We start from the raw sequence: 21,758 nt of genomic DNA, 5'->3' as shown, positions 1-21,758 counted from the left end.
AGGAGGCGCTCATGCGTGCGACGGTGGTCAGCAAAGGTGAGTTTCGCGTCGAGGAGCTGCCGACGCCGGAACCCGGACCGGGCCAGATACTCGTCTCGGTGACTCGCTGCGGCATCTGCGGCTCGGACCTGCACGCCCGGGTGCACTGCGACGAGCTCGCCGACCTGGCCGCCGCCACCGGCTACGGCAACTTCATGCGGTCGGACCAGCGGATCGTGCTCGGGCACGAGTTCACCGGCGAGATCGCCGACTACGGGCCGCGCACGCACCGTCGCTGGAAACCGGGCACACCCGTCGTCGCGATGCCGATTCTGCGCAGAGACCGCGAGCCGGAACTCACCGGACTGTCCGCCCACGCGCCCGGCGGGTACGCCGAACAGGTGCTCACGCAGGAATCGGTGACCTTCGAGGTCCCCAACGGGCTCTCCCCCGACCTCGCCGCACTCACCGAGCCGATGGCGGTGGGCTGGCATGCCGTCCGCAAGAGCCGGATCACCCAGGGCCAGACCGCGTTCGTCATCGGGTGCGGGCCGATCGGACTGGCCGTCGTCACCATGCTGAAGGCCGCGGGCGTGCGCACCGTGGTCGCGAGCGACTTCTCGCCGCGCCGCCGGGATCTGGCCCGCGCCTGCGGCGCCGACGTCGTGGTCGACCCGGCCACCGAATCCGCCTGGGAGGCCGCGCCGAAGCCGCCGCGCATCGCCGGTGCCGCGGACATGCTGAACCTGGCCTTCGACGTCATGGAACGCGTGCGCCGCGTCCCGAAGGTCCCGTGGTGGTACCTGTTCCGTGCGGCACACACCCTCGATCGCGGCCCGGCCGGTCCCGTGGTCTTCGAATGCGTCGGGGTGCCCGGCATCATCGACCAGATCCTGACCGCCGCGCCGCCGTCGACCCGCGTCGTGGTCGTGGGAGTGTGCATGCAGCAGGACACCTTCCATCCCGCCAACGCCATCAACAAGGAGATCGAGCTGCGCTTCGTCCTGGGCTACGACCCCGGCGAATTCCGCGACACCCTGCACATGATCGCCGACGGCACCGTCGACCCCCGCCCGCTGATCACCGGCACGGTCGGGCTCGACGGCATCGACGCGGCCTTCGCGGCACTGGGCTCCCCCGAGCACCACGCCAAGATCCTGATCGATCCGCGCAGCGACAAAATTGCGCCCTGAGGCCGGGGCAAGGGTGTCTCTCGTGCGCCACGACGACTGAAACGCAAATAGTTCAAAAGTTCTGCTAAGCAACGGGTTTCGTTGATACCGTCGCGCGACCGGGCCGACATGTCCGGTGCAGCTCGCGAACCGTCCAGGCGGACGATCGTGAGATGCGTTCTCCCGCTTGATGAATCGAGACCGCCATGTCCTCCACCCTGCGCCCGCGCCGCGCGCTCGCCGCGATCGTCCTGGCCGCGCCGATGGCCGCCGCGCTCACCGCCACCGCGCCCGCCCACGCGAGCACCACCACCTGGACAGTCGTCAACCCCAACGGCAACGGCGCGTTCTCGGCGGTATCGGGTCAGCTGACCGTGAAGAACAAGAGCGGCGCGACGGTCTTCACCTGTCCGAGCCTGTCCTCGACCGGCTCGCTGCCCGCCGGCACCCGGACCACCTCCGGGCTGGGCGCCATCAAGAGCACGAATCCGGTCACCTGCACAAGTCCGGACGGGACGTCGTGGCAGGGCATGTTCACCGCGGCCGCGGGGCCGTCCAACTTGACGGCCACCTCCTACTCCGCGGCCACCGGCACCACCTCGATCACCAATGGCGACCAGTTCAACTCGATCAACCTGGTCTTCCGGACCGCCGTCGGCTACTCGTGCGCATTCTGGACCCATCACACCGCGATGACCTACACCAACGCCACGTCCACCCTGAAAGCCACCACCGCCGTCGTCAAGCTGGCCACCGACGACGGCGGCGCCACGCTCTGCCAGGGACTGTTCACCCAGGGGGAGACGATCACCTTCGCCACCGAGTACAAGCTCACCCCGGCGATCAAGATCACCGCCACCGTCAGCTGACCCGCGGTCCGCGCAGCCGGGCGGCCGACGGGCTACCGACCAGGATCGCCCGACGGTGACGCATCGCCGTCACCGCCCGGCTTCGTCTCGCCCGCGCCGATTCTGCGCGGGCGCATCGCCGGCCGAGGGCCGCCGGCAGAGGCATCCGTGCCGGTGCGTTTCCGACGCGAGGCGCCGAGGTCGATGACGTTGCGTTCGTGCTCGGCGGTGCCACCCGCCGGTGCCGCGGGCCGACCCGCGGCGTCGACCGGCCAGGCCCCGGTCTCGCCCTGCAATTCCGCGCGAGTCACCGGGCGGGTGGGCGCCGGGTCGTACACGGTCTCCGGATACCAGGTGCGACGCCGGGAGTCGCCGCTATCCTCGCGACCTCGCCGCGGCCGCCTGGGCAGCCGGACGACGTTCGACGCCCCGCCCTCGGCGGCGCTCGAGCCACCGTCGGCGGCCTTCGTCTCTTCCCACTTCCGACGCAGCTGCTCCACCGCGTCGAAACGGCTTCCACCAGGCCCCGACCCGGCTTCCTGGTCCGACATCGAACTAACCGCGAACAGGCGTCGCGACACCCATCGATCCCACAGCGGCCACTCCGAACTTCCTCTCAGGTCTATCCTTCACCTTCACATTCTGCATCAACGCGCCCATGACTCGTCTTCGACCCGTCCGCACCGGGGCTCGGATCACGCGGAAACGGTCGGCCGCCGGTCGGCTAGGTCCGGGTCTTCGGTGTCGTCGGCGGCGTCCTGGCCTCGCTGCGGTACTGGTCCCACCACGAGGCGCTCTCGCTCGGCGCGGCGTTCGGGTCCTTCGACGGCGACGACGGGCTGGGGATGCCGAGGGCCCGCAACCGCCAGTCGTCCTCCCGGATGGCGGCCACGATGCGCACGGGGACGACGGCGGTGAGCAGCAGGTAGTTGCCCACACAGATCATCAGGCAGACCGGCGGAATGGCGACCACCGTCGCGATCCCGAAGGTCCCCAGCTCGATCGGCCCACGGGAGATGGCCACGACGTTTCCGCAGATGCTCGCCAGCACGGCGGCGACGAGCAGCAGCTCATAGACCCGGACCAGACCCGTGGCCTTCTCGTCGCGAATCCCCACGAGCGTGATGAAGGTGCAGGCGACCAGCGCGACGGTGAGACCGGCGACCACCGGCCACAGCCAGGTGAGGTCTTCGGGTATGCCCGCCACCTGGGCGAGCGTGGAGGTGAAGGTGAACGACGCGATCGCCGCGGCGACGACAAGTACTAGCCCTAGGCCCACAAGCAGCTTCGGCACGGTGAACGGAACAGGTCGAGGGAAAGGGTCCGTGTGGTCCATCAGGCTCCATCCTACGGGCTACGGCCACCAAACATGCAGGCCCTCAACAGAGTACGGCCACACACGCACTAGACGCCGTACGGTCACGAGCCCGAGGCGGCCGGGACCCGCCGGTGACCCGAAGACCGGTCCCCCGGTACGGACAAGGGAGCATGCTGGGGCATGCCGCACGACCTCACGCCCGACGCCACGCCGACCCCGCGAGCTTTCGATCATCCGGACTCCGCTCACCCGCTCCGCGCCTACGCCGTCGAGCGACGCGCGATAGTGGGCTTCGGCGCGTGCTCGCACACCTCGAATCCCTTGCCGACACCCAGGGCATCCGACGGATCCTGCTGGAAACAGGCTCCTACAACCGAGCAGCCACCCAGCTCGACCCGTCCGCCGGATACGACCCGATCCCGCCCTCTGTGCCGGGCAGACCCGACTTCAACAGGGCCTACGCGAAGATCCTGAGCGAGCCCGCGGTTGGGGACCCGGGTACGTGGCGCTCAGCGTGAGCTGACGCAGACGACGTAGCGGCGCTCGTCGTAGACGACGCCGCGGTCGCCCGCCGTGCAGACGTTCACGTCCGTGGTGTCGTGGCGGATCTCGAGGACGCGGACCCGGCCGGGAACGGCGGCAGCGCATTCCACGTGCCGGACCGCGTCGCCGGACAGGTCCAGGCAGCCGCCGACCGTCCAGTCGATGTCCAGGCACAGAGTCTCCTGGACGCCACCGGGGAGCGTGCGCGACTGGGAGCGGTCGACGTCGCCCGGGCAGTGACCGCCCGCCGACGCCAATTGCGTCACTTTGTAGTGAGAATTCGCGCTTCCGCACGCGGCCTGCTGAATATCGGATGCGCCCACATCCACGCAATCGCCGACACTCAGATCCACCCGGGGAATCCGGGACGCGGATTTACTCAATGTGGACGCCACACCGCCGGATAGCTCGAGAATAGTACCCAGCGGCTGAGTTGCCGAAACCTCGGACAGCGAAGCAGTTGCGGGAGAATCATTCTCGGGCGGTCCGGACAGCCGCGCACCGAACCCCGCGATGACGGAAAGCGCGCCGTAGAAGGCCCCAGCCAGGGCGAACACCGCCACTACCGACACACCGGCCACGGCAATGCTCTTTCGACGCGCCATCTGTGTTGTTCCTACTCATCCGCTGGGCGCCCCGACCGACACCCCACTCGCCTGACAGTTCTTACACGGCCGGACACGAACGTGTCGAATTGTGAATCTGCGCAGTTTTACAGCAGAAAGCTGGTCCAGCGCCCAATTCGGGACGGATAACTCTCCGCCGGAAAAGAGTGCTAGGGTCTGCCCGATCTCACTGGCGGACACCACGGTTCGTGCCCTCGCGCACGCCGGTCGGCCGCGCAGTCTTCGTCATGCGTAAAGGAAATCCCTGATGAAACTCGGTCACTTCCCCGCTACCGCGCTCCTGGTCGGCGCCGCCGTCTGGATCTCCTCCGGAGCCGTCGCCGCGCAACCGACGGCACCGGCGCCCCAGGCCACCGCGTCCGGGGTCGAGCAGTCCGTGCGCTACGAAGCGACCCTCACCGAGTTCTCCCGGGTGCTGACCACCACCGTCTCCGGCGGCACCTTCACCACCACCGACGACAACACCGCGGTCACCCTCACCTCCGACGCGGGCGAGGTCGTCGCCCGCATTCCGCTCACCTACCAGATCTCCGGTGCGACAATGCGAGTCGCGCAGACGATCTCCGACGGCGGTCGCCACCTCGTGCTCGCCCCGCAGGCGAACGCCACCGAGATCGGCGAGATGCAGACCATCAGCCCCATGTCCCAGCTGACGAACGAGATCAACCGCAACGTGGTCGGCGTGGTCGTCGGCGGCCTCCTGGGCGGCCTCATCGGCACGGTGCTCGGCTTCGGTTTCCTCAGCATCATCACCGGCCCCGTCGGCCTGGTCCTCGGCGCGATCGCCGGCGGCTACGCCCTGGGCGGCCAGCCCTTCCTCGACGCCGTCACCGCCGTCGTCAGCGGCCGGCCCTGATCCGCCTCCTCGCCGACGATCGACACCGCCACCGCGCAACGCGCCGCGCCCGCGTCGCTGCCATCGCGCCGGCGCGACGCGGGCCATAGTGGTCGTATGGCTAACCAGACCACGGTCGCTGCCGCGTTCGAACCTCTGCTGCGAGCCAGCTTGGGACCGCGCCCCGCGATCGGGTTCGAATTCTGGGACGGCAGCGCGATCCTGCCCGAGGGTGCGAGCCCCGGCACCATGCGCGTGCGATCCGCGGAGGCGCTGCGTCACCTGATCTGGTCGCCCGGTGAGCTCGGGCTGGCGCGCGCCTTCGTCTCCGGCACCGTGGATCTGGACGGCGACATCTTCCGGATGCTGCGGGCGCTTCAGTCCACCGCGCCGAACGACGCCCGCCTCGGTCTCGGCGCGGCCTGGCAGGCCATCGGCGCGGCACGCCGACTCGGCGCACTCGGGCGCCGCCCGCAGCCTCCCGCGGAGGAGGCACGGCCGCGGCGCGGACCGCTGCACACCAAGCGCCGCGATGCGGCGGCGATCAGCCATCACTACGACGTCGGCAACGACTTCTACCGGCTGGTCCTCGGTCCGAGCATGACCTACTCGTGCGCGCGGTTCGTGCCGGAGGACGACGGCTCCCTCGAACACGCCCAGCGCGCCAAACACGACCTGGTCTGCCGCAAGCTGGGTTTGCCCGAGCGGTCGGGCATGCGCCTGCTCGACGTGGGCTGCGGCTGGGGATCCATGGCCATGCACGCGGCCTCGACCTACGGGGCACAGGTCGTCGGTGTCACGATCAGCAGTGCTCAGGTCGAGCTGGCGCGGCGGCGAGTCGCCGAGGCGGGATTGTCGGACCGGGTCGAGATCAGACTCGCCGACTATCGGGACCTGCGCGGCGAGACGTTCGACGCCATCTCCTCGATCGGCATGTTCGAACACGTCGGCTCCCAGCGCGCCGCCGAGTACTTCGACACCCTGCGCGCCCTGCTGCACCCCCATGGACGACTGCTCAACCACGCGATCTCCGCACCGGGCGGCTCGGTCATGCAGAAACGATCCTTCATCGGACGCTACGTGTTCCCGGATGGTGAACTCGTCGATGTGGGCGAGGTCGTCCTGGCGATGCAGCGTGCCGGCTTCGAAGTCCGTGATGTCGAGGCCTTGCGCGAGCACTACGCGCGCACCCTTCGCCAGTGGGTCGCGAATCTGGAAAACGGTTGGGAACAGGCGGTTTCCCTCGTCGGCGACGGCCGCGCCCGAATCTGGCGACTCTATATGGCCGCCTCGGCGCTGGGCTTCGAGGACGGCGGACTCGGAATCCACCAGGTACTCGGCGTCGTCCCGGAACCGACAGGAGAGGCCGACATACCCACGACCCGGCGCGCCTGGGGATAGATCGCGGGACAGCCCACCGCGGGCGATACCCCGCCGGGGTGGCCGAGATCGTCCCGAATATCGGCCACGATCTGCGGTAGGTGAATCCGGAACAGATCGTCCTCCCCCGGGTTCTTGATGTTCGTCGAAACCCCCGACCAGATCCGGGCCCGACTCCCCACACGGCGCGGCACACTCCGGCCGGGCCACCTCCACCGTTGACCGGAGCGTGTCGTGCGAGTTCAGCCCACCCGAGCGCGGTCGGTGGTGGCGCGGACATCGCCAGGTACCGTTGGCCGGTGAACCCAGCTGACGCGCGCATCCTCCAAGACGGCGATCTCGAGACCCGCGAGGAGAATCTGCGACTGCTGCTCGCGCGGGCGGCCGACGGCGACGCCTCGGCCGCGCAGGCATTGCGCACGTTGGTCCGCGACTATCCCGACTATCACCGCGCGCTGTACAGCCGAGCCCTCAACCGGGCCGCGGTCTTCGGCGACGACACTCTCCGGGAGCCACTGCTGGCGGCACTGGCCGACACCCGGTACAACTGCCAGGCGTGGGCGGCGATGGGCTGCGCGGCGCTCGGATTCCGGGAGGCGGTGCCCGGCCTGATCGCGATGCTGGATCATTCCCAACAGCTGGCGCGAGAGCAAGCGGTGATCGCGCTGGGCGTACTAGGCGACGAGTTGGCCGTCCCGGCGCTCACTCCCGTGCTGGGCGACTCCATCGCGGGGATGCGCGAGCGGGCCGCCGAGGCCCTCGGCCGGATCGGCGGCGATGCCGCCCTGGCCGCGCTCTGGGACGAATTCGAGAATCGCCGGTACTACCGCATCGGCTATATCGCCAGCGCGCTGTCCACCTTCACCCCGGAGGTGATCCCACGGCTGTGCGACGCGGCAGGCAGCGACGACCCGGACCAAAGGTATTGGGCGGCAGTCGCACTCGGCTCGACCGGCGACGACCGTGCCGTGCCGACCCTGGAACGGCTGATGGCCAACGACCGTGGTTCGACCGTCTTCGACGGCATGGTGAGCGTCGCCGCGAAGAAGGGCCTGCGCACCCTGCGGCGGATCCAGGCCGCGATCGCCGCGCGCGAATCCTGACTCCGATCCAGCCGGGCACGACCCGCGGCGAGCCTGCCGGAATCGTCGGCCGCCGCCACATCGTGGAATGGAACCGGGCACACCGAGACCTAGCGCTTGAAGGCGTCTTTGATCTTGGCGCCGGACAGTTTCAGGTTTCCTCTGATTTGATCGGCCCGGCCTTCCGCCTCGAGGGTTCGGTTACCGGTGGCCCGACCGAACACCTTCTTGATCTTGCCCTTGGTCGCCTCGGCGGAATAGGCGATCTTCTTGCTGATACTCATGGCACTTCTTCCTCGGGCCTGCAGCGCCGACGAGCCGGCAACGCCTCCGAATTCATGGTCGTGACAGGCGTCGGCGACCATCGTGTCGTTACCAGTCAACGCGCCCCATCCACCGGAGTCAACGGCGTCTGTCCTGCACCGACCGGTCGAGCGCGGCGTCGGCACAGGCGCGCCCGCGCCGCCGGTCAGGTCGGCGGATGGTCGGCGGTACCGCGTTCGTCGAGTTCGCGCTGCAGGTTCGAATTGATGCGCTGCGCCTCGGCGAGTTGGTCCTCGAGAATCACGATCCGGCACGACGCCTCCAGCGCGTTGCCCGCATCGACGAGTTCGCGGACGCGGGCGGCGATGCGCAGCTGGTAGCGCGAGTAGCGCCGGTGCCCGCCCGCCGAACGTTGTGGGGTGAGCAGCCGCGCGGCGTCGAGGCCGCGCAGGAACGCCTGGGTCACGCCGAGGATCTCCGCGGCGCGGCCCATGCTGTAGGCGGGGTAGTCATCGTCGTCGAGTTTGTCCGCCGGGCTGGTGCCGTCGGCGGGATTGATGTTCGGGTGCTGCACGAGACCTCTCGGATTCAACGCCGGAAGGCCCCGGCGCACTGAGCGCCGGGGCCGTGATTACGACTGAGGGATTGATTTCACTTGCGTACACCGGCCACCGAGGCCGGTCTGAGACACCGCATCCGACAACTCCCGGGATGCGGGACTGGTAAATGACTACTCAGTGGCCACCACCTCCAATTCGTCGGTTCTACTGCGGTCGTGCGGGGGGTCTTGCGGTCTTCGTCCCCTCCGGCGGTCCGGCCGAGTGCACCGGATTCGCTTCTCCGCCGGAGGGGACGGTCGAACTGTCATCCCGGGCAGTTCGCCTGCCCGGCCACCTGACTTCATCTTGCAACGACACCGACTGTATACCCAGTCATCGATAATGTCTACACCCGCCGCTACAGATTTCTTCGACCCGCAGCAGCGCTATCCGATCAGCGCCGCGGGGGCGGCGGCACGCCGTCCATGATCTCGGTCCACCAGGTGTCCAGCGGGCTGGGGTTGGGCCAGATCGCGCTCGGCTCGACCCTCGCGACGGGGTCGGTGTGCCGGTCAGTAGGCGAAGCAGGAGAAGTCGTCGTCGACACAGGGAACACTCCAGGCTTGGTCGATACGGTCGGACAGATCAGCGGTGTCGACCGCATGCTCGCCGACGCGCACTGCGGTGACATCGAGGCCCAGGTCACGGTCGGCGGTGCAGACGAAGGTCTCCTGATCGGCGCGATCGGCCTGGGTGGCTGTCGGTAAGACGGTCATCGGATCCTCCTCAGCGATCGGACGGATGGGTCTTGCGGTGGCCGGGCGGACCGGCCACCGGGAAGTCGACTTCGGGTCATCGGAAGAGTCGTTCGCGACGTTGTCGATACACATCACCTCTCTTTCGCTTCCCCTCGTCACACCGGGCGAGGTCGGGTGGCGGGAGCGAGGCCGACATCGTCGACCTCCAGCCCCCGGCTCAGGCGTCGATGGCCTGGAGTTCGCTGTCGCGGGAGATCTCGATCTTGCGAGGCTTGGCCTTCTCCGCCACCGGAACCGACACACGCAGAACCCCATTGCGATAGTCGGCACGGATCCGATCGGTATCCAGACTCTCCCCCAAGAACAACTGACGACTGAACACCCCACGCGGACGCTCCGCGGCGATCATCGACCGATCCGCATCCAGACCCGGCCGCGACGCACGCACCGTCACCACATTGCGCTCGACATCCAGATCCAAAGAGTCCGGATCGATCCCCGGCAGGTCGAACTCGACCACGAACTCGTCCCCCTCACGCCAGGCATCCATCGGCATCGCCGCCGGCCGCGCCGCCGTGCCGAACACCTGCTGGGTCCACCGGTCCAGATCACGAAAAGGATCGGTGCGCATCAACATGGCCGCCACCTCCAACTCACTCCATTCTCGATAGGATCATCGCCAGATAACCTCTGTCATCCGACATAGATATTATTTAGCACTCGACCCAGATGAGTGCAAGCAGCAGAACCAAGTAATCTGATACAGACCACAGAATCGAGGTGAAGGCACCGATGATCTCCCCGCACGACCCGATACCGGCAGCACAGGCGGTGTACGCGATCTCCGTAGCCGCGGAACTGGCGGGCATCGGGGTACAGACCCTGCGCCTGTACGAACAACACGGCCTGCTCACCCCCGCTCGCAGCGCCGGCGGCACCCGCCGCTACAGCGGCGACGACCTCACCCGCCTACATCGCATCACCACCCTCACCGGCGAGGGCATCAACCTGGCCGCGGTGGCCCGCATCCTCGAACTCGAAGACACCGTCGCCGCACTGCGCGCCGAACGCGATCGACTGCGCTCCGAACGCAAGCCGCCCCGCGCGTGATCGCGTGCTAGCCGGCGGCAGCGTGCTCCGGCCCCCGCTTGTGCGCGACCAGGGCGTCGACGAGGTAGGTGTGCACCGGTAGCCAGGCGGACAGACCGGCGATGGCGATGACGCGGTCCACGACCGAAGGCACCGGATTCACCAGACTGACCCCGACTCCCTCGGCCATGGCCTGTTGCGCACCGGCCGCCAGGTCCAGAACGGCGCGGCAGCCGAGAAATCCCGCGTCGCCGATGTCGACGACGAGGTGGCCGGTCTCGGCGGCGGCGAGGAAGGCGGCATCGAGCATGCGTCGCCACCGCGGGAGCGTGTAGGCGTCGACCTCACCGCAGACGTACAGGATCACCGCGTTGGGCCGGGCGACCAGTTCGCCCTGCAGCCGCGCGCACACCTCGGCGGGCTCGCCGGGAAGGGGCGGAAAGTGGTTTCCGCCGTGACGGGAGTGGACGCTCACGAGTCCTCGAATTCTCGGGGCACCGGTGCAGGCCCCGAATGCACGATCGGCCCTGTTTCATCAAGGACGGTCGCCGCCTCGATTCCACCACTGTCAGCCCTCGGTGTCAGCGACTGTGACAGCACTGTTGCCGCATAGGATCGGCCCCGTGGCTACGCGGCTGGTGCAGATCCATATCAAAGCTCGCGATGACGGTGCACTCGGACGGTTCTGGGCGGCGGCGCTCGGTTGGGAGACGGGCAGCGAGGCGCCGGGGGTGACCAATCTCGAGCCCGAGGACTTCGCCTATCCCGATCCGAGCGCGGTCTGTATCGACGTGGTGGCCGATCCCGCGCCCAAGACGGTGAAGAACCGCGTGCACATCGACCTCGCGACCATTTCGGCGACCGAGCAGACGGAGCTGGTCGCGCGACTGCGGGCGCTCGGTGCGACGCCCGCGGACGTGGGCCAGGGCGAGGTGCCGTGGACGGTGCTCGCCGACCCCGAGGGCAACGAGTTCTGCGTGCTGGAGCCTCGGGCGGTCTACCGGGGCACCGGGCCGATCGCCGCGGTGGTCGTCGACTGCGTCGATCCCCGGGCCATGGCGGGGTTCTGGGGCGAGGCGATGGACTGGACCGTGCACGAGGTGTCCGACGATCACGCGACACTGCGCTCCGCCGTCGGCGTCGGCCCCTATCTGGAGTTCCTCCGCACGCCGGAGCCGAAGACCGTGCGCAACCGCATCCACCTCGACCTGCGGCCCTATCCGGGCGACGACCACGCGGCGGAGGTGGAGCGGCTGCGGACCCTGGGCGCGACCGATCTCGACATCGGCCAGGGCGAAGTGCCGTGGACCGTCCTGGCCGACCCCGAGGGCCACGAATTCTGCGTGCTCACCCCGGCCTGACGGCAACACACCACTCGTCGAAACAGCTCCCGGCCTCCAGCAATCGACTGAACATCGTGTGATTGCGCCGTTATCCGCCCCTGATACGTTCGAAAAGAGGCTGATACCGGGCGGATTGCGATCCACAATGGAGGCGTCATGAGCGTTTTGTCCGACGACTTGCAAACTCTCAGCTACGAATCGTACGTCTATCTCTACTCGCTGGTGACGATGGAGGTGACCCGTCAGCAGCAGACGAACTCACCCGCCGGTTCCACCCCCGGTTTCGGACCTCCGAACCAGTTCCACCACATGCGCCAGTTCCCGGATGTCGAGTTCCGCGCGGTCGTGCGGCCGAACTTCGACACGCTGTACTCGTCGGCCTGGCTGGATCTGACCCGCGGCCCCGTCCTCGTCCACGTTCCCGACAGCGACGACCGCTACTACATGCTCCCGATCCTGGACGCCTGGACCGATGTGTTCGCTACCCCGGGCAAGCGGACCACCGGCACCGCCGAACAGGACTTCGTCATCGCCGGCCCCGGCTACCGCGACGAGCTGCCCGCCGACGTCACGGTGATCCGCTCCCCCACGCCTCATGCCTGGATGATCGGCCGTACCCAGACCAACGGGCCCGCCGACTACGCGGCGGTGAACAAGTTCCAGGACGGACTGCGGATCACCGAACTGGCCGACCCGCCCCCGTTCGAGCCGGATCCCGCCCTGGTCACCGAAACCGAACCATTGCGGCAGGTCAATACGATGTCGGCGACCGAGTTCTTCGATCGCGCCGCCGCCGCACTGAAAGCCGACCCGCCGCACAGCACCGATTTCTCCCAGCTGGCACGGATCGCGCTGCTGGGCATCGTGCCCGGGCAGGACTTCGACGCGACCCGCTTCTCCCCCGAGGAGCTGGAAGCGATCGAGGCGGGTGTCGCCGCGGCGCGCGCGGCGGTGGCCGCGGCAACGCCTCACCTGGCTCCGCCGGTCAACGGGTGGGTGAGCGTGCACGGCAACATCGGCGTCTATGGCAACGACTACCTCAAACGATCTGCCGTCACGCTGGTCGGGCTGGGCGCCAACCCGCCCGAGGACGCGATCTATCCGCTGCTGACCGCCGACGCCGACGGCGAACCGCTCGTCGGCGACAACGACTACGTGATCCACTTCGACGCGGGGAAACTGCCACCGGCCACGGCGTTCTGGTCGATCACCATGTACGACGCCGAGGGCTTCCAGATCCCCAACGAACTCGATCGCTTCGCCATCGGCGACCGAGATCCCTTGCGGTACGACGCGGACGGTTCACTCGACATCTCCGTCTCCCGCAAGAACCCGGGCCCCGACCTCGAATCGAACTGGTTGCCGGCGGCGAGCGGCCCGATGGGCATCACCATGCGCCTCTACGCGCCGCGCTCCGAAGCACTCGACGGCACCTGGGCGCCGCCACCGGTTCAGCGGCGCAAGAACTGAGCACCGCCGCGGCGCACGGCATAGATCACGATGCCGAGCACGACGACGCCCGCCCCGGCCAGCACGGAGATGGCGGGCAGCGTGCAGGCCAGGACCGCACACCCGAGCAACCCGATGACCGGCACCCACCGCGGCGGGCGACCCTCCGACGAGGTCAGCGTCCACGCGGCCGCGTTCGCCACGGCGTAGTAGAGCAGCACGCCGAAGGAGGAGAATCCGATCGCGGCCCGGATGTCGGCCGTGGCCGCGGCGACGGCGACGATCACCCCGACCGTTACCTCGGCCCGGTGCGGCACCGCGAAGCGCGGATGCACCGCCGCCAGTCCGTGGGGCAGGTGGCGATCCCGGGCCATCGCCAGCGTCGTGCGCGACACACCGAGAATCAAGGCCAGGAGCGATCCGAGTGCGGCCACCACGGCACCGACCCGAACCACCGGCTCGAGCCACCCGGCGCCGGCGACCCGGACGACCTCGGTCAGCGGTGCGCTCGCCCGCGCCAACCCCTGCGGCCCCAGCACGACCACGGCCGCGACCACGACGAACGCGTACACCACCAGCGTGATGGCCAGCGCCAGCGGAATCGCGCGCGGAATCGTGCGCGCCGGATCGCGGACCTCCTCACCCAGCGTGGCGATCCGCGCGTACCCGGCGAACGCGAAGAACAGCAGGCCCGCCGCCTGCAGCACCCCGAATACGGTGACCTCGGAGCCGAGTTCCAGCCGCGCGAACTCGGCGGACTCGGACGTGCACGCCGCGACCACGACCGCGGCCAGCACCGCCAGCACGATCGCTACGATCACCCGGTTCAGCAGCGCCGATTTCTGGACACCGCGGTAGTTCACCGCCGTCACCGCCACGACCGCGCCGACGGCCACCGCATGCGCGTGCGCCGGCCACGCGTAGGTGCCCACGGTCAACGCCATCGCCGCGCACGAGGCGGTCTTGCCGACGACGAAACACCAGCCGGCCAGGTAGCCCCAGAATTCGCCGAGCCGTTCGCGCCCGTACACATACGTGCCACCGGAGGCCGGGTACCGAGCGGCCAATCGCGCCGAGGAGGTCGCGTTGCAGTACGCGACCACGGCCGCCACCGCGAGCCCCACCAGCAACCACGATCCGGCCGAGCGTGCCGCCGGTGCCAGGGCCGCGAAGATCCCGGCGCCGATCATGGCGCCCAGCCCGATCATGACCGCGTCGGTGACCCCCAGGCTGCGGCGCAGGCCGGTCGGCGTTGTGTCGGACACCTTGCTCCCGTCTCGGGTGATCGCGATATCCATCAAATTCATTTGATGGGTTCGGTGTTATCCTGGATCGGTGACGTCGACTCGTCAAGCTGTTCCACCGTTTGTTCATCTGGCCGCCCATCCGGTGCGATGGCAGTTGCTCAGAGAACTCTCGGGCAGTGACTGTCGCGTCCGCGACCTCGCGACCCGCCTCGACCAGCCGCAGAACCTCATCTCCTACCATCTGCGTCTCCTGCGGGAAGGCGGGCTGGTCACCACGACGCGCAGCAGCCACGACGGCCGCGACAGCTACAACCACCTGGATCTGGACCGGTGCGCCGCCCTGCTCACCGCCGCGGGCCCCGCACTCCACCCCGCGTTGCGCCTGCACCCGAACGCGCCTGCCTTCGATCCGCCGTCGACACCGGCGGTGCTGTTCGTCTGCACCGGCAACAGCGCCCGCTCGGTGATCGCCGAAGCGCTGCTGCGCCACCGAGGTGACCACCGGGTCGACGCCGTCAGCGCGGGCACGCGCCCGAAACCGGCGATGCACCCCGCCACGATCCGGGTATTGCGCGAGGAGTTCGGCATCGACATCAGCGGACGATCTCCCCGCGCGCTGACCGAGGTCGACGACACCCGATTCGACGCGGTGATCACCCTGTGCGACAAGGCCCGCGAGGTCTGCCCCGACTTCGGCGAGAATCCCCGCCACCTGCATTGGAGTATCCCCGATCCGGCGGCAGCGGGCGAGAACTACCCGCTCTTCCGCGCCACCGCGAGCGAGATCGACACCCGCGTTCGCTACCTGCTGCCCACCCTCACCGTCCGCACGAAAGGAAGTGCGTCATGACGTCCTCCACCGAATATGTCGGCGTCCGCTATCTCGTCGACGACGTCGCGGCCGCCATCGAGTTCTATACCGGCACACTCGGTTTCACCGTGCACATCAATGCCGCACCCGCATTCGCCGACGTCGTGCGGGGATCGCTGCGGCTGCTGCTGTCCGGACCGGCCAGCTCCGGTGCGCGGGCCACCCCCGCCGACATCGCGACGCCCGGCGCCAACCGTATCCATCTGATCGTCGACGACCTTGCTGCCGAGGTCACCCGCCTGCGCGACAACGGCGTCGTCTTCCGCACCGACATCGTTTCCGGGCCGGGCGGCAGTCAGATCCTGCTCGCCGACCCCGCGGGCAACCTGATCGAATTGTTCCAGCCGGCCGACCACCCGCCGGGCCGCCACTGACCGAGGCCATGGTGCCCGCGCGGTCGCTCCGCCTAGTCGTGACCGGCGGAGCGCGTAGCCGGGGAGCCGCCGTCCATGATGTCGAGCCACCAGGATTGCAGGGGGCTCGGATCGGGCCAGTCCACGAACGGTGTCTCGGGGGCGGGTTCGGGGCGCGTGGGGTCCGCGTCGAGTTCATCGGTCATGACGGAGGTCTCTCGATAATGCCGCGGCGGCCGAGGGCGCACACGCGGTCAGCCGATATCGGGCAAATGGTGGCCGACGCGGCCGACCGCGTGCAGGATCTGGGCGTTCGCCACGTCGTCCGGGGTGTCGGCCGCGATCACCAGCAGGGTCAGGTGGACGCCGTTCACGCCGACGAGGTGCATGGTGTCGGGCAACTGGCCGATGTCGGGGACCCGCAGATCGATGCCGTCGTCGTGGTCGATGCGGCGCTGGTTGCGGCTGGTCACGTTCCAGTCGAAGCTGATTCGCGCCGTCTGGCCGAGGCGGGGCGTGAGGGCGCTGATCAGATCGTGGAGTTCGGCGGTGAGGTTCACCGTCCGGGGCCACCAGGCGCCGTCGAACAGCTCGGTGTGACTTTCGCTGCCGCGCAACAGCAGTCGCGGGGTGCGGGTCGGCACCGGGAAGGGCTGCCGGTCGCCGCCCATCGCCTGGTGATCGGTGATGGGCCGCGGACTGTCCGCGGGCTCGGGCTCGGACTCGGCGGGGTCTGCTTCGGCCGCGGCCATCAAGGACTGGTGGGCGACCCGTTCGTCGGTGTCGGACGGAATCACCTGTAGCACCAGCATGCTCGCGTCGCGCCCGAACACATACATCGTGTTCCACAGCTCGAAGTGATAGGAATCCAGCCGGACGGTCTCTCCCGCGACGGTGATCCGCGCGGGCGCCGAGGCCCAGCACGACGGGTCGTACACGACCCGCCAGACCGGGCCGAGCCGCACGCCCAGCACCGCGAGCAAGTCGGGAAGTTCGGCGGCCAGGTCGGTCGAACGCGGCCACCAGGCACCGTCGATGTAGCGGTCTCCCGCGGAGCGTGACCGCATCCGCAGCCGCGGCGTGTAGAGCGGGGGAACCTGGTGGCGGGCGGGTGCCGCGGCGGGATGATGAGTTTCGCGAACGCGCATGTCGATCGGTCCTTTCGGCCGGGATCCGAGGAATCGGTATCAGCTCCGGGGACCTGTACACCTCCAGTAGACGCGCGAATCCCGCGCTTGTCAACGTTGTAGGTCTACACTGGCAACGACAACCGAAGCAGACGGAGGTGCCCTCATGACCGAGGCTTCGACCGATGGCGCCCGCCGTCCCCCCAGCACGGTGACCAGGGATTCCGTGCTCATCGCGGCGCTGATGATCGTCGATCGCGACGGCGTCGACGCGCTGTCGATGCGGCGGCTGGCCGAGGCGGTCGGCCGGGACCCGATGGTGATCTACCGCCACCTGCCCAACAAGGCCGCGGTGCTCGACGGCGTAGCCGAGTTGGTGTTCGAGCAGTTGATGGTCGACGCCGACGATCCGGACTGGGCCGCACAGCTGCGTGCGGTCGCACGCTCGTTCCGCGCCCTGGCGCTCGCCCACCCGAATGTGGTCCCGCTGCTGGTGACCCGGCCGTTGTCGACCCCGCTCGGCATGCGCCCGATCGCGGTGGTCCGGCCACTCGAGAACATCCTGCGGCTGCTCACCAACGCCGGCTTCGCCGGCGCCGACGCCCTGCACATCTACCGCGCGCTGTTCGGATTCCTCTACGGCCACGTGCTCAACGAGCTCCAGGAGGTGATCGAGCGGCCGGAGGAGTCCGACGAGGTCCTGCGCCTCGGCCTGCACCGTTTGCCGATCACCGAATTCCCGCTGGTGCGCGAACTCGCCCCGGTGCTGGCCGCCTACGATGGCGCGGCCGAACTCGAGCGCGGCCTGGACATCCTGCTCACCGGTCTCACCGCGACCCTGACCTACCCCGCGGGCTGACACCCTCCGGCTCGGCCCCGCCCTCGGACTCCCACCGCTGCTCGGCGGACTCGCCGTCGAGGTCGGCCGGGACCACTCGCAGGTGGAGCCGGTAGCCGTCGACGCCGAGCACATCGACGGTGTGCGGGCGCATGTAGTGATAGCCGTCCAAGCGCACCCGATGACCCCGATTGTCGAAAGTACGTGCGGTGGCCGACCACTCGCCGATGTTGTAGCTCAGCCGATGAATCGGTCCGCGCCGGGTCTCGAGCCGCGCCAGCAGGTCGGGCAGCTCGGCGACCAGGTCTGCGCCGTGCGGCCACCAGGTCGTCGAGGCGTCCGCGTGTGGTCCGGCCGATATCCGCGTCATGATCCGGCGCTCCTGTCCCGGCTCGCGCCGACTCCGTCGCACGGCAGTCACCGCGGAGGTCTATGTCGTTAGTCTACGCTGTAGACGTCAGTTGTAGGAGTACGTAGAATCACTATTACGACCAGGCGAGGACCCCCATGGCCATTACCGAAGTCGCGGTTTACGCGCACCTGAGCAAAGCCGATGTCGAGGCGCTCGGCGAGGAACTCGACGCGATCCGTCGCGATATCGAGGATCGGCGCGGCACCCCCGACGCCGACTACATCCGGCGCACGATCGCCTTCCAGCGCATCCTCGACGCGAGTGCGCGGTTGCTCCTGGCGAGCAGCGGCTCACGACTGGGCTGGCTCGTCGGCACCTCGGCGCTGGCCGCGGCCAAGAGCATCGAGAACATGGAGATCGGCCACAATGTGTCGCACGGCCAATGGGATTGGATGAACGATCCCGAGATCCATTCCCGCACCTGGGAATGGGACATGGCCGGGGTGTCGTCGCAATGGCGCTACTCGCACAACTACCGCCATCACATGTTCACCAACGTGGTCGGCATGGACGACGACGTCGGCTTCGGCGTCATCCGGGTGACCAGGGACCAGCAATGGCGCCCTCGCCTGTTGCTGCAACCGCTGCAGAACCTGCTCCTGGCAGCCACTTTCGAGTGGGGCATCGCCCTGCACGGCCTGTACTCCGAACGCGACCGCGCCGCGACCGACGCCGAGAAGACCGCGCACACCAAGGCTTTGGTCCGCAAGATCGGCAGGCAGGCCGCCAAGGACTACCTGTTCTTCCCGATCCTCAGTAGACGGCGCTGGCGTCGCACCCTGACCGCCGACATCGCCGCCAACGCGCTGCGCAACATGTGGGCCTATGTCGTGATCTTCTGCGGCCACTTCCCCGATGGCGCAGAGAAGTTCACACCGGAAGCGATCGAGCACGAAACCCACGGTGAGTGGTACCTGCGTCAGATGCTCGGCACCGCCAACTTCGACGCGGGCCCGATCCTGGGCTTCCTCAGCGGCCATCTGTCGCATCAGATCGAGCATCACCTCTTCCCCGACCTGCCCAGCAACCGCTATGCCGAGATCGCGGTGCGGGTGCGCGCGCTCTGCGACAAGTACGACCTGCCCTACACCACGGGCCCCCTGCCCAAGCAGTACCTGCTCACCCTGCGCACGATCAACAAGCTCGCCCTCCCCGACTCGTTCCTGCTGGCGACCAGCGACGACGCGCCCGAAACCGCGTCCGAGCGCAAGTTCACCACCGTGACACCCGCCGAGCCCGGCGCGATCCGGCGCGGCCTGCGCACCGCCTTGCGCTCGCGGTAGGTACCCGGTCTCGGTGCACCAACCTTCGATGAGGACCGATGCTGTCTGCCCCATCGCGGCGGTACCGACCTCCCGGGATTCCTGTCACTGATGCGCGGCGTGCCTGGGGCTCCGCGCCTCTCCCTTGCGCACCGGCGCGGAAAGACCCGAGCCTCGCCCGCCCGGCGCCGGCCAGTCCTGCGGGATGCCCAAGATGGCGCTCACGCCGCGGATCGCCGACAGCACCGCGTGCAGGTCGTCGAATCCCTGTCCGAAGGCTTCGGTGCGGTCGTCGATGCGGAAGGGGCACAGGCAGGTGTGGGGGCTGTACGGGTCGCGGCGGGGGCGACCGAGCACGATGACCACGGGGCCGGCGGCGGTGTCGACGGCTCGTGCGCCCAGAGGCGGGCCGAACTCGCGGGCGTGCGCGGCGGGGGCGCCGCCGATGCGGGGGCGGGCGGCCACGGGTTCACGAGGCCGATGGGGGTCGTCCGCGTTGTCCGGGGAGCCGAATCGGGCTGTCGCACTGTGGATGTCGATCAGGGCCGCGTAGACCGCCGACAGCCGGTCCGGGCCGCGGACTCGATGGGTGCGCGTACCCGCGACGCGATAGGTGCAGTGCCAGTCCTGTGTCATGGCGTCCTGCCGGGGATCGGCGATCTCCACCCCGAACTCGCGGTCGCCGTCGCGGACGGTGCTCGCCACGACTACTTCGCCCAGCTCACTGTTCACAGTTCCTCCTAGGGGTCCAGCGAAAAGTCGCGCCGTCGGGCCAGATGTGCCCGTAGTGCGCAGGGAGTTCGCGCCGCGCCCGGGCGCAGATGGGTGCGATCGCGATGCTCGGCCGTCAGCGGACGGTGACCACCCGGGAATGCCGGCCGGTGGCGCCGTCGGGGAACGGCGCGGCGCGGGTCTCGGTCTGGACGACACCGGTGCCGTCCACGGCACGGACGCGCAGGGTGTGCGTACCCGGCATGGCATCCCACGTCCAGGTCCACTGCCGCCAGGTATCGAGGGAATAGGCCGTGGCCAGCGTGGCCTGCCGCCACGGTCCGTCGTCCACCTGCACCTCGACGGCGGTGATCCCGCGGCCCTGTGCCCAGGCGACGCCGGCCACGGTCACCGGTCCGGCGGCGAGGTTCGCGAACGCGGCGGGGACATCGATCCGCGACGCGGTCTTGATCGGTGCCCGCTCCGACCAGCCGCGCTCGGTCCAGTACGCGCGGGCCTGGTCGAAGCGGGTGAGTTCGAGGTCGACGACCCATTTGGTGGCCGAGACGTAGCCGTAGAGTCCGGGCACGATCATCCGCACCGGATAGCCGTGGGCGACGGGCAGCGCCGCGCCGTTCATGGCCACCGCGAGCAAGGCGTCCGGGTTGCCCAGGACCGCGTCCAGCGGGGTCCCGGCGGTGAAGCCGTCCACACTGCGCGACAGGATCATATCGGCGCCGGGCGCCGGACCCGCTTCCCTGAGCAGGTCGGTGAGGCGATAGCCGGTCCAGGTGGCCGTTCCGGCGAGCGTGCCGCCGACCTCGTTCGACACACAGGTCAGCGTGATCAGTGATTCGACGGCGCGGCGCGCGCTCAACGCGTCGAAGTCCAGCACGATCTCCCGCGCCACCATCCCGTGGATGCGCAGCCGCCACTGCGCGCGGGTCAGCGCCGGCAGCTGCAACGCCGTGTCGATGCGGTAGAACTCCGCGGCCGGGGTGACGAACCGGGTCAGGCCGGGCACCGGGAGATCCATCTCGGGCAGGACCGGCGGTGCCGGGTCGGCCACGCGCGGCGGCACGAAAGCCGCTCGGTCCGCGCCGATATCGCGCAGTCGGCTACCGATGACGCGCCCCGCGGCGCCCGCGGCCACCGCACCGGCGGTCACTCCCGCGACCGCCAGCAGGAAGCCACGCCGGGTGAGACCATCTCCGGGTCGCCGAGCGGCCGGGACGACGAAAAGCAGACAGAGGGTGGCGATTCCCGCGGCCGTTCCCGCCACCGCGGGTATCGCGAAGTCCGGTCCCGCGGTCGGCCGCAGCACCGCGAGAACAGCGACTGTGGTCCCGAACCCGGCCAGGACGACGGCGCCCCGAGCCGGGCTGCGACGCGCGAGCAATCCGATCAGCGCGGCGGCCGCCACCATGACTACGGCCATCGTGATCGCCAGCGCCAGTTTGTCGTTGGTACCGAACCAGCGGATGGCACTGTCCTTCAACCACTTCGGCGTGTGGTCGACGACGGTGGCGCCCAGCACGAAGAACGGGGAGGCGGCCGGATCGAGAACCGCCGCGACCAGGTGTCCGATGCCGAGCACCGTCGCGGCGGCGGCCGTCGCGGCGAGCGCTGCGGTGGCGCGGCCCAGCGGCCGTGGGGTGTACGCGTTGCGGCGGACCATGCTGTCACTCCTGAGGTATCGAGTGTCGGCGCGG

At 69.0% G+C, this 21,758-nt stretch carries 26 protein-coding genes; 12 read left to right on the top strand and 14 right to left on the bottom strand.

Annotated features, from left to right (window positions below):
• The first annotated feature begins 11 nt into the window (after positions 1-11).
• Complete coding sequence (locus Q7X29_RS15950) at positions 12-1,172, top strand: zinc-binding dehydrogenase (protein WP_218716091.1); 1,161 nt, start codon at positions 12-14, stop codon at positions 1,170-1,172.
• Between the two features lie 185 nt (positions 1,173-1,357).
• Entirely contained in the window at positions 1,358-2,020 is a 663-nt protein-coding gene (locus Q7X29_RS15945; protein ID WP_316574554.1) for a hypothetical protein, read from the top strand.
• A gap of 32 nt (positions 2,021-2,052) precedes the next feature.
• Here Q7X29_RS15945 and Q7X29_RS15940 read toward each other — a convergent pair whose 3' ends face one another.
• The 3 genes from Q7X29_RS15940 to lppU form a co-directional block, all read right to left on the bottom strand.
• Positions 2,053-2,550 (bottom strand): hypothetical protein, encoded by a 498-nt coding sequence (locus tag Q7X29_RS15940; RefSeq protein ID WP_316574553.1) that lies wholly within the window; start codon positions 2,548-2,550, stop codon positions 2,053-2,055.
• A 173-nt stretch (positions 2,551-2,723) separates the two neighbouring features.
• Positions 2,724-3,293 carry a DUF2637 domain-containing protein gene (locus Q7X29_RS15935; protein WP_316574552.1) on the bottom strand — a complete coding sequence of 190 codons (570 nt, stop codon included), beginning with the start codon at positions 3,291-3,293 and terminating at the stop codon, positions 2,724-2,726.
• 533 nt (positions 3,294-3,826) lie between these two features.
• Entirely contained in the window at positions 3,827-4,465 is a 639-nt protein-coding gene (lppU, locus tag Q7X29_RS15930; protein ID WP_218716087.1) for an LppU family putative lipoprotein, read from the bottom strand.
• A gap of 268 nt (positions 4,466-4,733) precedes the next feature.
• Here lppU and Q7X29_RS15925 point away from each other — a divergent pair, with 268 nt between their 5' ends.
• The 3 genes from Q7X29_RS15925 (at position 4,734) to Q7X29_RS15915 (ending at position 7,804) form a co-directional block, all read left to right on the top strand.
• Positions 4,734-5,342 carry a hypothetical protein gene (locus Q7X29_RS15925; protein ID WP_218716086.1) on the top strand — a complete coding sequence of 203 codons (609 nt, stop codon included), beginning with the start codon at positions 4,734-4,736 and terminating at the stop codon, positions 5,340-5,342.
• A 96-nt stretch (positions 5,343-5,438) separates the two neighbouring features.
• Positions 5,439-6,722 carry a cyclopropane-fatty-acyl-phospholipid synthase family protein gene (locus tag Q7X29_RS15920; protein WP_316574551.1) on the top strand — a complete coding sequence of 428 codons (1,284 nt, stop codon included), beginning with the start codon at positions 5,439-5,441 and terminating at the stop codon, positions 6,720-6,722.
• 278 nt (positions 6,723-7,000) lie between these two features.
• On the top strand, positions 7,001-7,804 hold the full coding sequence (locus Q7X29_RS15915) for a HEAT repeat domain-containing protein (RefSeq protein WP_218716084.1): 804 nt from the start codon (positions 7,001-7,003) through the stop codon (positions 7,802-7,804).
• Between the two features lie 89 nt (positions 7,805-7,893).
• Here Q7X29_RS15915 and Q7X29_RS33085 read toward each other — a convergent pair whose 3' ends face one another.
• The 4 genes from Q7X29_RS33085 to Q7X29_RS15895 form a co-directional block, all read right to left on the bottom strand.
• Positions 7,894-8,166, bottom strand: coding sequence for a CsbD family protein (locus tag Q7X29_RS33085; protein WP_394358688.1), 273 nt, complete (start codon positions 8,164-8,166; stop codon positions 7,894-7,896).
• A gap of 86 nt (positions 8,167-8,252) precedes the next feature.
• A complete protein-coding gene (locus Q7X29_RS15905) occupies positions 8,253-8,621 on the bottom strand; it encodes a MerR family transcriptional regulator (protein WP_308248328.1) in 369 nt (122 codons plus the stop codon).
• Between the two features lie 537 nt (positions 8,622-9,158).
• Entirely contained in the window at positions 9,159-9,362 is a 204-nt protein-coding gene (locus Q7X29_RS15900; protein WP_218716083.1) for a hypothetical protein, read from the bottom strand.
• A 199-nt stretch (positions 9,363-9,561) separates the two neighbouring features.
• Positions 9,562-9,981, bottom strand: coding sequence for an Hsp20/alpha crystallin family protein (locus tag Q7X29_RS15895; protein ID WP_316574550.1), 420 nt, complete (start codon positions 9,979-9,981; stop codon positions 9,562-9,564).
• A gap of 155 nt (positions 9,982-10,136) precedes the next feature.
• Here Q7X29_RS15895 and Q7X29_RS15890 point away from each other — a divergent pair, with 155 nt between their 5' ends.
• Positions 10,137-10,454 (top strand): MerR family transcriptional regulator, encoded by a 318-nt coding sequence (locus tag Q7X29_RS15890; RefSeq protein WP_316575366.1) that lies wholly within the window; start codon positions 10,137-10,139, stop codon positions 10,452-10,454.
• Positions 10,455-10,461: 7 nt separating this feature from the next.
• On the opposite strand, the gene Q7X29_RS15885 is transcribed toward Q7X29_RS15890, so the two are convergent.
• On the bottom strand, positions 10,462-10,908 hold the full coding sequence (locus Q7X29_RS15885; protein WP_316574549.1) for an STAS domain-containing protein: 447 nt from the start codon (positions 10,906-10,908) through the stop codon (positions 10,462-10,464).
• Positions 10,909-11,056: 148 nt separating this feature from the next.
• Here Q7X29_RS15885 and Q7X29_RS15880 point away from each other — a divergent pair, with 148 nt between their 5' ends.
• Both Q7X29_RS15880 and Q7X29_RS15875 read left to right on the top strand, forming a co-directional pair.
• A complete protein-coding gene (locus Q7X29_RS15880) occupies positions 11,057-11,794 on the top strand; it encodes a VOC family protein (RefSeq protein ID WP_316574548.1) in 738 nt (245 codons plus the stop codon).
• 138 nt (positions 11,795-11,932) lie between these two features.
• Positions 11,933-13,246, top strand: a complete 1,314-nt coding sequence (locus tag Q7X29_RS15875; RefSeq protein ID WP_316574547.1) for a DUF1254 domain-containing protein — start codon at positions 11,933-11,935, stop codon at positions 13,244-13,246.
• Here the strand turns inward: Q7X29_RS15875 and Q7X29_RS15870 are convergent.
• The gene (locus Q7X29_RS15870; RefSeq protein ID WP_316574546.1) at positions 13,228-14,490 is read right to left on the bottom strand and encodes an APC family permease; all 1,263 of its coding nucleotides are present in this window, start codon (positions 14,488-14,490) and stop codon (positions 13,228-13,230) included. The genes Q7X29_RS15875 and Q7X29_RS15870 overlap by 19 nt on opposite strands.
• 70 nt (positions 14,491-14,560) lie before the next feature.
• On the opposite strand from Q7X29_RS15870, the gene Q7X29_RS15865 reads away from it, so the two are divergent.
• Positions 14,561-15,322 carry an arsenate reductase/protein-tyrosine-phosphatase family protein gene (locus Q7X29_RS15865; RefSeq protein WP_218719169.1) on the top strand — a complete coding sequence of 254 codons (762 nt, stop codon included), beginning with the start codon at positions 14,561-14,563 and terminating at the stop codon, positions 15,320-15,322.
• Positions 15,319-15,717, top strand: a complete 399-nt coding sequence (locus Q7X29_RS15860) for a VOC family protein (protein WP_218719168.1) — start codon at positions 15,319-15,321, stop codon at positions 15,715-15,717. The genes Q7X29_RS15865 and Q7X29_RS15860 overlap by 4 nt, the downstream gene beginning before the upstream one ends.
• A 32-nt stretch (positions 15,718-15,749) precedes the next feature.
• Here Q7X29_RS15860 and Q7X29_RS15855 read toward each other — a convergent pair whose 3' ends face one another.
• Together Q7X29_RS15855 and Q7X29_RS15850 are read right to left on the bottom strand one after the other, a co-directional pair.
• Positions 15,750-15,902, bottom strand: coding sequence for a hypothetical protein (locus Q7X29_RS15855; protein WP_218719167.1), 153 nt, complete (start codon positions 15,900-15,902; stop codon positions 15,750-15,752).
• Positions 15,903-15,950: 48 nt separating this feature from the next.
• Positions 15,951-16,844 (bottom strand): DUF5994 family protein, encoded by an 894-nt coding sequence (locus Q7X29_RS15850; RefSeq protein ID WP_316574545.1) that lies wholly within the window; start codon positions 16,842-16,844, stop codon positions 15,951-15,953.
• Between the two features lie 145 nt (positions 16,845-16,989).
• On the opposite strand from Q7X29_RS15850, the gene Q7X29_RS15845 reads away from it, so the two are divergent.
• Positions 16,990-17,682 carry a TetR/AcrR family transcriptional regulator C-terminal domain-containing protein gene (locus Q7X29_RS15845; protein WP_316574544.1) on the top strand — a complete coding sequence of 231 codons (693 nt, stop codon included), beginning with the start codon at positions 16,990-16,992 and terminating at the stop codon, positions 17,680-17,682.
• Here the strand turns inward: Q7X29_RS15845 and Q7X29_RS15840 are convergent.
• Positions 17,651-18,031, bottom strand: a complete 381-nt coding sequence (locus tag Q7X29_RS15840) for a DUF5994 family protein (RefSeq protein ID WP_316574543.1) — start codon at positions 18,029-18,031, stop codon at positions 17,651-17,653. The two genes, Q7X29_RS15845 and Q7X29_RS15840, sit on opposite strands and share 32 nt — an antisense overlap.
• A 137-nt stretch (positions 18,032-18,168) precedes the next feature.
• Here Q7X29_RS15840 and Q7X29_RS15835 point away from each other — a divergent pair, with 137 nt between their 5' ends.
• The gene (locus tag Q7X29_RS15835; RefSeq protein WP_218719163.1) at positions 18,169-19,356 is read left to right on the top strand and encodes a fatty acid desaturase family protein; all 1,188 of its coding nucleotides are present in this window, start codon (positions 18,169-18,171) and stop codon (positions 19,354-19,356) included.
• An 84-nt stretch (positions 19,357-19,440) separates the two neighbouring features.
• Here the strand turns inward: Q7X29_RS15835 and Q7X29_RS15830 are convergent, their stop codons facing one another.
• A complete protein-coding gene (locus Q7X29_RS15830) occupies positions 19,441-20,067 on the bottom strand; it encodes a hypothetical protein (protein WP_218719162.1) in 627 nt (208 codons plus the stop codon).
• 115 nt (positions 20,068-20,182) lie between these two features.
• On the bottom strand, positions 20,183-21,724 hold the full coding sequence (locus tag Q7X29_RS15825) for a molybdopterin-dependent oxidoreductase (protein ID WP_218719161.1): 1,542 nt from the start codon (positions 21,722-21,724) through the stop codon (positions 20,183-20,185).
• Positions 21,725-21,758 lie beyond the last annotated feature (34 nt).

The sequence above is a fragment of the Nocardia canadensis genome (assembly GCF_032656385.1).
GTDB lineage: Bacteria > Actinomycetota > Actinomycetes > Mycobacteriales > Mycobacteriaceae > Nocardia > Nocardia canadensis.
The sequence above is the reverse complement of the archived record's forward strand: the minus strand, read 5'-3'. Positions and strand labels throughout refer to the sequence as shown.